The organism is Mucilaginibacter pineti (genome assembly GCF_900101875.1).
GTDB classification, from domain to species: Bacteria; Bacteroidota; Bacteroidia; order Sphingobacteriales; family Sphingobacteriaceae; genus Mucilaginibacter; species Mucilaginibacter pineti.
The window spans coordinates 351,799-366,245 of sequence record NZ_FNAI01000005.1 but is presented as its reverse complement, the minus strand read 5'-3'; the positions used below and the strand labels follow the sequence as shown (position 1 = coordinate 366,245).

The 14,447-nt window shown below is 45.2% G+C and carries 5 protein-coding genes; 4 read left to right on the top strand and 1 reads right to left on the bottom strand.

Going from position 1 to position 14,447, the window contains the following annotated elements; all coding sequences use genetic code 11:
* Nucleotides 1-104 precede the first annotated feature (104 nt).
* The 4 genes from BLS59_RS13875 (at nt 105) to BLS59_RS13860 (ending at nt 11,972) form a co-directional block, all read left to right on the top strand.
* The gene (locus tag BLS59_RS13875) at nt 105-1,169 is read left to right on the top strand and encodes a ComEC/Rec2 family competence protein (RefSeq protein WP_091149869.1); all 1,065 of its coding nucleotides are present in this window, start codon (nt 105-107) and stop codon (nt 1,167-1,169) included.
* Nucleotides 1,157-6,259, top strand: a complete 5,103-nt coding sequence (locus BLS59_RS13870; RefSeq protein WP_091149868.1) for an ATP-binding protein — start codon at nt 1,157-1,159, stop codon at nt 6,257-6,259. The genes BLS59_RS13875 and BLS59_RS13870 overlap by 13 nt, the downstream gene beginning before the upstream one ends.
* A 1,004-nt stretch (nt 6,260-7,263) precedes the next feature.
* A complete protein-coding gene (locus tag BLS59_RS13865) occupies nt 7,264-10,407 on the top strand; it encodes a SusC/RagA family TonB-linked outer membrane protein (protein ID WP_091149867.1) in 3,144 nt (1,047 codons plus the stop codon).
* Between the two features lie 11 nt (nt 10,408-10,418).
* Nucleotides 10,419-11,972, top strand: a complete 1,554-nt coding sequence (locus BLS59_RS13860) for a RagB/SusD family nutrient uptake outer membrane protein (protein WP_091149866.1) — start codon at nt 10,419-10,421, stop codon at nt 11,970-11,972.
* 292 nt (nt 11,973-12,264) lie between these two features.
* Here BLS59_RS13860 and BLS59_RS13855 read toward each other — a convergent pair whose 3' ends face one another.
* The gene (locus BLS59_RS13855) at nt 12,265-13,734 is read right to left on the bottom strand and encodes an RICIN domain-containing protein (protein ID WP_091149865.1); all 1,470 of its coding nucleotides are present in this window, start codon (nt 13,732-13,734) and stop codon (nt 12,265-12,267) included.
* Nucleotides 13,735-14,447: the final 713 nt, after the last annotated feature.

Sequence of the window (14,447 nt, the reverse complement as noted above, 5' to 3'; positions counted from 1 at the left end):
GTTTTTAGTATTGTAAAGTTAAATGTACGTGAATATTCGGGATTACCGGAAATAGCTGTTTTAGCAAATAAAAAGTATCTTCGGAGGGAAAACCTAATCATACCATGATCATTCGATTTATACATGCCGGCTGCGGAGACGCGATCCATATCAGGTTCGAGGAACGCCCTGATCAATTCCGTAATATCCTGATCGACGGCGGCACGGAAAAGGGTGACATTTACGATAAAGGATTAAAAAAAGTACTTGAGGGGATCGCTGCGGCTGAGAACGAGAAGATCGATCTTTGGATCATCTCGCATATTGATGACGATCATATCGGCGGTATCCTTCGGTTGCTAAAAGACGAGGAGACATTAGACAAACTGGATCTCTCACAAACGCAATTCTGGTATAATTACGCGAAATACGATTATGATACCGGTATCCGCACCGACCAAAAAAAGAACGTAGCACAAGCGATACGGCTGCGGGACTGGCTCATGTCCGGGTCGCCTGTGAACCAATTTATCACGGATGCTATGGTAACGCTGGACCTTTGGGGTGCGAAATGTTCTGTATTGTCGCCCAACCAGCCTATGATGGAACGCTTACTAAGGCTGTGGTCAAAGGAAGAACTGGTCATTAGGCAGCAGGAGGTTACCGGTAAAAAGACCGCGAGTGGAAACGATTATAAGACCAGATTAAGTGATTTCGACCTCACCAAAGAATATATCGACCAGGGGGAGGAAAACAACAGCAGCATCGCTTTTGCGCTGGAATACCGTGGTGAACGAATCTTATTCAGCGCTGATGCTAAAGCAGCCTTATTGACGGCCGGATTAAGGCGCCTCGGCGGTGGCAAGCCGGTGCTTTTTAAATATGTACAAGTGCCGCACCACGGCAGTAAATACAATATCAGCGATGAATTACTTCAGCTGATCGATTGCCGGGAATACATCATAACTGGTGATGGTTTTAACCGCTCATCGTTGCCAAATAAATACACCCTGGCGAAGATACTGTGCGCTAATACAGGCCAGGAGGTCATCTTTCACCTGACCGAGAAAAACGCGCTGACCAATTCCATTTTTAATGTGGACAAGGAAAGCACCTTTGATGTGCGCTTTCCGGCTCCCGAAACAAATTATTTAACCTTTAATCTCGGAGACCCGGCATGTCAGGCATAAGCGATCAGATCATCCGTTTATCTACGCCGGAAGGCACCGGTACTGGGTTTGTTTACGATCCGAGCAGCAATACTGAGATGATCTATGTGATCACGGCCCGTCATTGCCTGCATAGCAAGGCGGGCACGCCCTGGACAGCCCGCGAACTTACGGTCGGGCACATTTCTGCTAATGTTATAGTGGAATACCCTGTGGCCGACAACGCTCATTTTATTTACGGTAGCAATAACGATACGGAAGATATTGGCCTGATCATGATGGCAAAATCCGCGCTACCCGCAGCCTTATGCGGGATCGCAAAGGACAGTCTGGCGCTGGCACCTGTTGGGAGATCCGTTGCCAGTGTCACGGGCTTTCCGTTGGTCGTGTTGAACGAGCGCAAGCGTACATTGTACCAGTTGCAGTATCTTTCGGACACCGATTACCCAAAACAATTGCAATTTGAACTGAAAGACCGGTTATCAGAGGAATTCAACGATGATATTCTGGTTGAGGGCTATTCGGGGAGCCCCATCCTGATCGATTCGGGGGATGTGCAATACGTGTGCGGCATTTTCCTGGAATATGAAGATAAGCTAAAAAGGGTGATCGGGTTTGATCTGACATTGCTGGATAGGTTGTTGCTCGAAAACGGGAATGCTGGCCTTTGTTTGAAATCTGTTGAAACAGACTTGTCCGTGTTAAAGGATATTGCCTCGCTGAGAAAGAATACCCAGCGGGTGGTCGGGCGTATCCGCGAAAAAGCAGGAACACTGCATTTGCCGAGACAAACCATCGCTGATAGGCTAAGAAAAGCCATTGCTGACCAGCAAATGGTGCTGGTGTCGGGGTCGCCTGGCAGCGGCAAATCCGCACTGGTGAAGCAGGTCGCTATGGAAATGGCGGAGTTCGAACTCATTGCTATACAAGGCGAACAACTCGACCAGGGCAGCATCGACGAAATTTTCAGCGGCGGCGCGTTTAAGCTCGTACATTCCCTGGAAACCATTCTGGATTCTCCCGGGATAAAAGCCCTAAAGATATTGCTGATCGATAGCGTGGAAAAAATACTGGAGACCGCTCACGCGGAAACTATTCTGGATTTTTTCGACCTGATCGGTAAACGAAGTGACATCAAGCTGGTGCTGACCTGCCGCAGCTATGGGCTCGATACCTTAAAGTTGCGATTTTTGCAACAGTTCCCGCCCCATTTGCCTTTGAATGTCGGGCTGTTATCGGATGAAGAATTAGCAAAAGCAGGTGAAGTTTATCCAGCCTTGCTGCCGCTGCTGGAAAAACCAGGGATCAGGGCTTTGCTCCGTATCCCGTTCAACCTGGATAAGGCGGTGATGTTGTCCGGCCAGCAAGCCGCGGCGCTTAATGGCGAGCAAGAGTTTAAGACTGCGATGTGGTCACTTGTCGTAGAGAATCTGACGGCTGAAACGGATGCCGGAATACGTAGCAAACGGGGCGTAGCGCTGATACAGATAGCGATTAAACGGGCGGAGCTGATGTCCCCTTATGTATATATTCCGGAATTGGATCCTGCCATTGTGAATTCTTTAGCGGCGGATCAGATCATTGACCGGGAACCGGGCGGCACGGGCTATGCTGCGGCGCACGATATTTACGAAGACTGGGCGCTGACACGTCATATCGGCCACTTGTACCAGCGACACATCGGCACCAATGGATCGGTACCTCAATTTTTCCATGAACTGGGTGACGCGGCTTCCATCAGGCGATCGTTCCGCCTTTGGGTGGCTGAGCAGGTGCAAATGCCGGACTTCAATATCCGGGATACCATCCATACGGCCCTGAACAGCGCCGAGGTCGCCACTTATTGGCAAGATGCCTTGCTTATCGCCGTTTTGCAGAGTGATTATAGTGCGGCCTTTCTGGAAGAAGAAAAAGCGCTATTGTTCGATCAAGACTTCCGTATTTATAAACGTTGTTTGGTGCTGTTGAATGTGGCTTGCCAGGAACCAGACTTCCGTCATTTGGAGCGGTTCAAACGCGAGGAAAAGATGCAGCTTTATCACCGCATCAACCTGGTGCCTTTCGGTGCCGGCTGGGCAAATATGATATATCTGAGTTATCAGCATTTGGACGAACTTGCAGCGGTGTTGCCGCTCACCGTACAAATGGTGCTGGAGTGGAAGAAAGGATTAAATTTTATAGGATTACCGCCGGAGGCGAAGGAAGCCGGGCAGATAATCTTGCGTTATTTACAGCATCACACAAAAGATTACAGTGACCGGATGAACCGTTCGGCTGACGCAGATGATATCGAAGACTGTTTACGCCTGCTTTTTCAGCTTTCCGGCAAATTGAAGGAAGAAACTGCCGCCCTCATCCGGGTCGCCTTTAATGAAAAAGATAACGCGGAACCCTGGCAATTGCGTAATTTTTACGATAAAATCATCGAACTGACCATATCGGGTTTCGAAGATCAGGAGGTATGCCGCAATTTTCCCGAGCTAATTATAGAAATCGCGGAGAAGGAATGGTTTTATGTACCACCTACCGAAGAAGAGCTGGCCCGCATGTATGCGGGCGCTCCTTTTCTACGTGGCCATCGATCAGGATTAAATAAGGAAAATGATTTTGGCATTAAGGATTCAACGGGTATGGATTATTTTCCACCCGGCCCGTTCCATAGTCCCATGCTGCATTTATTGTTTGCTCAGCCTTTAGCCGCGCTGCGGTTTCTCGTTAAGCTCATGAACCACGCGGCGGACTGCTATTGGGCTTCGGATCTAGGGCAGGAAAATATGTTCCTGGAGGCCCCGGACAATCGCGAAATGATCAGCTATACATTAGCGGACGGAACGTTGATCCGCCAAATGGGCAGTATGACGCTTTGGAATATATACCGCGGGACCTACATCGCCACGCCCAACCTGCTGGAATCGGTTTTGATGGCGCTGGAATACTGGCTGCTCGAAGTCGCGGAAGTGATACACAAAACCAGATCCGAAGAAACCCGGAAGTTATACCAAAGCGTTTTTGACAAATCCTTTGATATATTGCTGCGTGAAAGTAATAATGTGTCTACGACGGCAGTGCTGCTGAGCGTCGCTTACGCGCACCGTGAACTGGCTCGCCCGCATGTTTTGCCGCTACTGTCTGTCGGTGCCTTTTATAACTGGGACTATATCCGGCACCGGCTGGAGGGTCAGGCCATGGCGCCTTTGGGCAGCCGCCGGAATGCGCGGTATTACCAGCAGGAGCAATTTAAATTCAATAAACTTCCTCACCGTTCCCATGACCTGCGCTATCTGGTACTGAATTATAGTCTGGGCGAAGACAGGGAAAAAATATTTGCCATAGTGGATGCCTTGTACCTGCTGGACCCAGGGACGGAATGGCAGTTACAAGTGAACAGCATGGATGCGCGCCGTTGGGAACCAGCGGGGGAACATGAACAAGGCATCCTGGTCCAGCCCAAACTTGAAGGCGAAATGTTGGCGGCGGTAGAGGAAAGCCGGAAGGAGACGGAGCGCACCGGGCCGGCTGAGGCCGCCATGTTATGGTCGATCCAGCGCTGGGAAGACAAAACGGAAGAGCAAGACTTTGCCCACTGGCTGAAGCATTTTAATGCTTATAGAAAAATAGCTAATGATCCATCAGTGCCCAAGCGATTTAAGATGCCCGGTTTGCTGGCCGGGTTGGGCCTGCGCGATCATATTGGGGAGTTAGATGCAGAGCAGGCGAAATGGTGCGCCGGGCAAGTACAAGAAATCACCGAGCATGAATTAAAACGGCGCAACGAAACTATGGACGATTGGCTCAAGCCTGAGTATAATATTTTCGAAGTGAACGCAGCATTTTATGCCTTGCCTATCCTCGCAGTAAATACAAATGGGCCGACACGCAAGCACCTACGCGAAGAAATCCTTTACGTGCTGTTAAATTATGAGCAGGAAAGCCCTCGTAAAGCCTTGCAGGCTTCCTTGCGTAAACATGGTTGGGCGAAAGACCCGCAATTTATGCTGAACTGCATCGGCGGCATGCTGCAATTTGCCTCCGTGTCGCACCATCGCCAAATGGTGGTCAATATGCGGCAATACCGCGAAGCTAACGATGCTTACTGGCTTTTTTGGATCAAGGCACATTTGAAATGGGCAACCCGGCGTTTCAAAGGCAAGCGTCCGCGGCCGGTGAACATCAAAAGGTCCGAAAAGATATTGCAGTCCGAATGGCAAAAAATATTCGATGACGTCGACGGAGATCGCACTGCACTTGACTTCCAGGCTTTCCGTCTGCAGCAAAAGGACAATTTTTATTTTGTCTTTCAGGCGCTGAAACTGATCCCGGCCGATACTACAGAAACGGACTTGATCACGTTTTATGAAACACTGCTGCGTTATCTGCTCGACCATATTCAGGGAGATGAGGATGATTACCGGCAAAGGTTCCATATCACGCATCTGCAGCAGTTCCATAAACGGCTGGCCCACTTCCTGCTACGCCAGCCGGAGGAGGTATCGGGACGATTCTTCTCCTTGCTGACCGACGACGTCTACAATGGGGATTTTAAAAATAATTTCCGTGATAAGAAGTTCGATCTCATCAAAGGCTGTCTCGAAACGCTCATCACCGAGACTTTGCTGGAAGAATCACTGGCACCAAGCTTTTGGTTCGTCTGGCACCGGCTCGCCGGCCGTATCCTGGAAACCGGCATTGGATATTTTTCGGATAAAGTTCTGTTGGACCTGATCTATTTTAAAAGTGACGCCACCGACTGGGCCCCTATCCATGGCCAGAAAGCGCTCTATGAGCGATTTATCCCACAAGTCCGAAACGTAAAATCTTCGGCCAAACTGCTCGCCTCTATCGGGTTTTCAGAAATGATGCCGGAAGGTATTTCCTGGCTGGCCGGATTCATCGGTGAGGAATGGCAGGATGAAAAGAATACCCTGTTCTGGTTCGAACGCATCATTATCAGGTGTTTTTATACGCAGGAATACCGCAAGCTGATCAAAGGCTCATCCCGTTTACGCGCGGATTTTATCAAGATCGTGGATCACCTGATCGATAAGAATGCATCTGCCTCTGCATTTTTGATCCGCGAGGATTTTATTTCCAGAAATCCGGGAGGTGAGTAATTTGAATCCAATTTGGGATGTTCAACAATCAGATATAGTTGCTAATGTTTTTAGGATTTTGTATATTTGAAGAGTTACCGCGATGGTAATACGCATAAACATTATGATCTACTAATTCTAATCATAACAGTGCGAAATGTTTCAATTGTGTTTCAAAGACGAAAAAATATCTTATAACTAATTCAAAAACAGTGGTGTATAGGGGTAGACGATTTCTCTGTTAATCAGAGGGTCGCTGGTTCGAGCCCAGCCTCAGGAGCCAATGCAAAAAGCCTTACCATGTCCGGTAAGGCTTTTTTGTTTAAGGCCTTATCGGGGCAAAAAAGCGGTTTTTCATTTTTTGATCTCCCCCCGGACACTTCAAAAGGCAGACTTCCATAACTCAGTTAGCTCATAGGAATCGTAAAGAATCGGCTTCAAATTATCGAACTTGTTATTACAACTGGCTTACAAAGCAGCTGTTTTGGGCGTAGTAATATTTGCATGAAATCTACTAATGGCGAAGGCTTACGGTGCTTACCTCAGCATGAAAGTACTCAAAAGGTGATAGCCCGGCGCGGAATAGCGTGCATCACTTTGGAAGACACACCTTCACTCCGAAATCATTAAAAAGCGTTTTTACCTTAAATTTCCCTTTTTGCCCCTCTTTTTTTGCTGGTTAGCCCCTTTTGTTTTCTGTGTTTTTCAAAGACTTTGTCCTCTTGAATGGTCAGGCCAAAAGGACCATTCGTATTAACCAATTATTGTATTAATTAAACCATTATGAGAAAAATTCTTAAAGGAGCGGATGCTGTTAAAAGAGAGAAACCGCCAGCATCTTAATTAAAAACACTTTCACGAAATGCCGGGATAAATACCAGGCCCAGGCAATGTCCATTATTGTTAACTCCGGGAACGTCATTGGTTTCTTTGATATCAGTTGTAGGTGTGCCATCGCCAACAGCATTAACATATAACGGCCCTTGCTTATTGAACTAACCAGTTTAAATTTTAATAACCCAATTATGAAACGAAAATTACTTTTTCCAAATTATTTGTATTTCAAGGGGTTTCGCACCACATTTAACACTTTGGCATTATTTATATTGCCAATTGGTGCAAGCGCGTCAGCCCCCAATTTAATAACTCACGGCAATAGTCAGATAATTGCCAAAATTGCTGCTAACAAGGCTGAGATTACTGTAAAAGGCTCCGTGGTAGACGCTGCTAATGGCCAGCCACTGGTGGGTGTTTCTATCAGTGTAAAGGGAACCACCAAAGGTGCCCTAAGTGATATAAAAGGCAACTTTCAACTTACGAATGTGCCGGAAAATGCCGTACTCGTGGTAACCTATATCTCTTATGAAAAAGTTGAAATTGCAGTAGGCGGAAAGACTGATCTTGTAATTAAACTTAAGCCCTCAATGAATACCCTGACTGATGTGGTAGTAGTTGGTTACGGAACGCAGAAGAAAGAAAACCTTACCGGCTCGGTGGGTATTGTAAACACACAGGATTTAGAAAGCAGGCCTTTAACAAACACCAGCCAAGCCTTGCAAGGTACTGTTTCTGGTGTTTTTGCGCTGCAAAGTTCAGGTAAACCCGGAGATGATAACACGGTGATTGACATTCGTGGGGTAGGAACTTTTGGAGATAACTCCCCCTTGGTGTTGGTAGATGGTTTTCCGGGAAGTATCGGAGATGTAAACCCTAACGATGTTCAATCAATTTCAGTGCTGAAAGATGCTGCATCGTCGGCAATTTACGGAAGCCGGGCGGCAAACGGCGTTATTTTAATTACTACCAAGCGAGGATCAGCTGGCAAAGTTCGTGTCAATTATAGCGGATACGCTGGTATTCAAAGCCCCACAAGGTTGCCCAAGGTGTTAAATTCTGTTCAATATACAACGCTTCACAATGAGGCGGATATAAATAGCGGTGCTCCCCCGACATATGCTGATTCGACAATTCAAAAATACGCGGCTCACAACAATCCATTATACCCTGATATCAACTATTTCGACGTATATTATGGTAATGCTTATATGCAAAATCATCGTGTAGGCGTAACCGGCGGAAATGACAACGTAAATTATGCATTTATGCTGGGCCATTTAGATCAGGACGGAATCCTGGTGGCTACCAATTACAAAAAAACAGACTTCCGTCTCAACCTTGATACCTACCACCTAAAAGATAAAAGGCTGCGTGTTTCTGGAAATATCACTGGTAATTTGGGAGTAAAAAACGAACCGACCGACCTTTGGAACGCCGAATGGTATTCAACCCTGGCCCCAATACATCCCCTTAAAGATGCAAACGGAAGCTGGGTGTCAGTTAACGGTGAGCGCAATTATTATGGGGAAATTAAGGAAGGCAGCACAAGCCTGTCAAAGCGTTACAATTTTAACGGGCAGGTAGAAGCAGAATATAAAATTTTGCCAGGTTTGAGTGCTCAGCTTACTTACGGTTATAGTGCCATTTACACAAATACAAATGCCTTTCATGCCAATGTAACGCTGCAAAACCAAAATGGAACAGTTACACAACTGCCTTCAGACCTTAATGTAACCAACGAGCTTGATGGTCACTCATTGCTTACCGGTTTATTGAAATACAATAAGACAATTAATCGTCATTCATTCAATTTATTAGGTGGTTATAGCGAAGAGGAGTTTACCTATGATTGGCAAAGCGGCTATCGCTCACATTTTGTGAATAATACGCAACGCGTATTAAACCTTGGTGACGCTGCAACGCAAACCAACAACTCAGGCGCCTATGATCTTGGCCTTCGCTCGTTTTTTGGCCGTTTTAACTATGCATTTGACGAAAAATATTTATTTGAAGCCAATGTTAGGAGAGATGGTTCTTCCAGATTTGTAAGCGGCAAACAATGGGGTACATTTCCCTCATTTTCAGCTGCATGGGCTATATCGAAAGAGGGTTTTATGAAAGATCTGAACTGGCTGGATTTTGCAAAAATTCGCGCCTCATGGGGCCGTTTAGGTAATCAAAATATAAGTAACTACTATAATGGCAGCGATATCCTGAGCTCAGGTCAGAATTATTCTTTCGGCGGTACTCTTTACTCCGGAGTTGCCATCACTGCGATGACCAACAAGGATCTGACCTGGGAAACAGCCCAACAGTTAGATTTCGGTCTTGACATTTCCCTCCATAATAATATTGAAATTACTGCTGATTATTTTGATAAAAGGACTAAAAACCTGTTGTTGACTCAACCTATTCCGCTAACGATTGCACAAGCGGCGCCATGGGCTAATGCAGGCGAAGTACAAAATAAGGGTGTCGAGCTTGGTATAACCTATAGAAAAACGTTTGATAATGGTATCAAATTAAGGACTTCCTTAAATGTTTCCCACATCATTAACCAGATCACCAAGATGAACGTGCCTCAGCAGTACACCTCTCCAAAAGCGATTGTTGTTGGCTCTGCTATAAACTCATTCTACGGTTATCAGATGACGGGAATTTACCAAATTTCTGACTTTACATGGCAAAATAACAGCGATCCATCCATTCCTTATGCAACCCGTGACTATATACTTAAACCAGGTGTAGTTAAAGTGAACGATTACAAGGCACAACCTGGCGACATTAAATATGCAGACCTTACCGGTGACGGTGTAGTTGACCAAACTAATGATCGCAAAATCATTGGTAAGCAGTTCCCTGATGTAACCTATGCTTTTAACTTCAATGTAGCCTGGAAAGGTTTCGACGTAGGGGCATTTTTACAAGGCGTACAAGGTATGCAGGGCTATACATATTATGAAATAGCTTCGCCTTTTAGCGGCTTTGCAAACCTCGGTACATGGTGGTTAAACAGGTGGACACCACAAAACCCTTCCAATACTTTTCCTCGCCTGACATTGGATGGCGTAAAAAACAATCTCCACTCTTCTTTTTACGTGGAAAACGCATCATATCTGAGGGTTAAAAATATTGAGTTAGGATATACTTTAAGTCCGGGTGCCATTAAGAAGATAGGTTTAAGTTCCCTTAGGATATATGCTAATGTGCAAAACGCTTTCACATTCACCAAATTCAAAGGGTTTGATCCGGAACAGACCACTGATCAAACAAGGGCTGAAGCATATCCGCAGGTGCGCGTAATGACCGCAGGTATAAATGTTAATTTCTAAAGGATAAAATCATGAAGACTATATATAAAATCATATTCTTAGCATCTGTTATTAATCTTGCCGGCTGCAAGAAAAACCTTCTGGACAAGACACCGGAAGACCGTTTGTCGCCCTCGACATTTTATCAGAACGAAACTCAGGTAAAAATGGCCATGGTTGGTATTTATAATGCGATACAACCGAATGCAACGCCGGCTCAATTCTTCCAATTTGATTTTGAATCAGATAACGCCTATTGCCAGGATGCATGGCAGGGCTCAAAAGAAGTTGGAGAATGGCAAACAACAAGCAATAGCTGGGCTCCAAATGCTAAGTGGTCCCAAGACTATACAATAATTTCCAGGGCCAACGAATTCCTGAAGGATGTTGCCGCTGCTAACGTTGATGCTGCCGTAAAAAGCCAAATGTCGGCAGAAGCAAAGTTTTTACGCGGTTATGCATATGCTGATCTGATCGCTTATTTCGGTGACGTACCTTTAATTACCCAGGTTCAAACGCTTTCGGAGGCGTATGTTTCCAGGACAGCTAAGGCCACAGTATTGACCCAGATCATAACTGACCTGACCGATGCAGCGGCCGCGCTACCAACCTCTTATTCTGGCACCGATGTTGGCCGCGCAACAAAAGGCGCCGCCCTGGCCTATAAAGCAAAAGTGCTTCTGTATAATGAAAAGTGGACTGATGCCGCGCAAGCAGCAAAGGATGTGATCGATCTCAACGCCTATAGTTTATATCCCAGCTATGGTTCGCTGTTTGAAGAGGCGCATGAAAACAATAGCGAAGTAATTTTTGACATTCAATATATACCAACTACCCAGGCACAACCCTGGCCATCATCTGCATTATCTTTAAGCGTTTGGCCAACACCAAATGTTACAACAGATTTGATCGATTCATATTATATGACCAATGGATTGCCGATTGGGAACTCGGCCTCGGGCTACGTTTCTCAAAACCCATATGTTAATCGCGATCCAAGATTGGCCGCTTCGGTAGTGTTACCCGGCTCTCAATGGGGCTCAACTACTTACCTTCCTGCTAAAGATGTGGTTCCGTCAGGAGTACGTCCGCGCAAATACGCGGCTATAGGTATTGCCGACCCCAATAATTGCTCTCTCAATACTATTCTGATGCGTTATGCTGACGTTTTGCTGATACGTGCTGAAGCCTTGATTGAATCGGGAAGTACCTCCGGAGAAATTTATACATTAATTGATCAGGTGCGCGCGAGGGTGAGTATGCCTAAAGTTGAAGATGTAGAAGGTGCCAGCTTAAGCCAATCCCAATTACGTGTAGTTTTAAGACATGAGCGCAGGGTTGAATTTTTTATGGAAGGCACCAGATATGCTGATATGTTACGCTGGAAAGATCAGTCGCTGGTTCATGATGCATATGGTTATGACAAATCATTGCTGAGTAACCCGGCAAGCCCATCTACCTGGGAATTTAAGCAAGCTAAGTTAGAGACCAGAACATTTGACGCCTCCAAAGGATGGCTATGGCCGGTGCCTCAAGCTGATATTGACATTAATAAAAAATTGTTGCCCAACAATCCGGGATATTAAGTCGTACTGGCGTTACATAGTTAAATGATGTAATTTACCACCGCTTTAACGATATAACCCTCGATAGAACTGCCAATCGCAGCCTGTCGAGGGTTTCGTTTTTAAATGTAATGTATCTGCTTTTACATGTTTTAAATTTCGCTGTTACCAAAAAAGGCTGCCCTTTTAAGGCAGCCTCCAGTGTAGTGTTTTTTGAATATTTGTTAAATAAAAGCCAGGTACTTATTCACGGCGATCAATGTTTTTAATTAACAATTCATTATTCGTTCCGCATCTTATTTTATAATATTTCTTATTGCGCAATAAGCGTCCATTGCTGATTATTGCTTGTACCGCTTGTCCACTGTTGCATAACAGATCCATTGGCAGTTAAACCCCCGGTATCCAGGCACTTTCCTGTAGCAAGATTGATTATCTTATAGTAACCGCTTCCGGCCGAAACTATTGACCAACGCTGGTTAGTACTGGTGCCTACGGTATATTGTTTAACGGATGATCCATCAGCGGTATTGCCCCCGGTATCCAGGCACTCTTTACCGGTTACACAGCTTAGCGTGTAATAACCATCGGTATAGCTTATGTTCCATTTCTGGTTTGCGCTTGTTCCCGATGCCCATTGCGCTACGGTGGCGCCATCAGTTGTGCTACCCAAATTATCAAGCATGAGGCCCGATGCGCGATTTTGTAGCTTATACCGCCCGTCGGCAATGGCACCCAACCATACAGGAGATGCGGTAAGCTTCCACGACCACCTGAACATATTCGCAGTGCCAGGACTAACTTCAATTAGATTGTTATTTGCCTTATACCAGCGGTAGGTATCAATATCATTAATGCCCGACCACGCTATTGTACCCATAGAGTTGTCCTTGGCATAGGAAAGCGCACCTGTTAAAAATGCCTGATCCTCATATACGCCTGTATCCCATTGCCACCAGAAACTCATATTCCTGAATGTTTCGATACCAATTTCTGTAACCACCGTACGGGCCGCGTAAGAGCCGGTTCTGCTTGACATATCGCTGTAATAGCCCGACCAAACATTATGCGACCCCCAGAACCACCAGTAGCAGTGCAGGCCGAGGTACTGATTAACTAAACGTGAATCGGCGCCAACCGCAGTCACATCGGCTGCGTAACCGGTACCATCCAGGATGCATTTCCCGTCTGCCGGGGTAAATGTGGTCAGGAAACCGGCATATAAATTATTTAAATCGGTACTGGAATAATCAACCGGTTCATTTATAGGCTCATACAAAACAGACGTATTGTTTTTATATACCGTGTTTACAGTTGTCCACATGGTAGTCCATTGCGTGGCATCCGGTACATGATGCACGCCTACCGGCCAGTAGCAAAGTATTACCTTACAGCCATTTGATACAATTGCGTTAATTGCAGCCTGGTACACTGGCCAATAAGTGGAACTTGAGGCCGTCCACGGATTTATGGGCATCCTGATGGTAGTACCACCGCTTGTTTTAACGGCGCTGGAAATGCTGGTACCTAAAGCGGCGGCCTGTGTTGCAGTCAGTGATGTAGTCATGCCGCTGGGCAATACAACCCTTCCATCACCCTCATTACCATTAGGGTCTGCCCAGTTTATACCTCTGAAGCTATTTGTGTTGGTTGTTGTAAGTGCTAATGGCGCCAAACTTTTGTTTGCCACGTTTAATTGGGTAGTTACCTCATTCTTTTTAGAACATGCGGAGAGATATAATACACTGATAATCAATAATGATAGTTTGAAATTGTTTCTCATAATTTTATGTTTAATGTTGAATAATTTGTATTTATGATCAGTTGATTTTAATTTTTAAACATGGCGGGGGCCGTCCTGGCTTCAGCAAAAAGCAAGGGATGCATTCGGTTAATCGGAAAACAACCGAATGCATATGCGGGAACAATCCAAATATTTTTATGGTTGACATAAAGAAAAATTTCGATCTCCCTGGCCAATAAATAACGCTCAATTCACTGCCGGATGTAACCGTCAGTAATTTAATTAGCCAGTGAAAATGGCTTTAAGCAATAATGGTAAAGGAAAATCCGTGTTTATATGGTTTAGCCTAAATCTCTCTTAAAAAGCAGAAATTGAAAAGGGGGAAAGCCTCAATATTGCGGGGGTAAAGTGTCATCTAAATGGGTTTTAAAGCGATAACTGGCTTATTTTCATTTCGTTAATCTCTTTTTTGCATGAACAATGCATGAAGATGCCGTTTTTTAGATGACAGGCATTTATATTATTGTTATATATACAATTAATATTTATCTAAATTTGAGGGCCATATAAACTTAATATTTCAAGTAAAACGAAAGGGTCGGCTATAAATTTAAAAGGAGCGATGAATCATCTAATTTGTGCTAAATGAAGCTTAATTTGTATTGATCCGGGAGGGAGAAGTATATCAGATAATGATTTAATACTTCAATCTTGAAAGATCATTTACCGGAGTTTTAAAGATACCAAAAGGC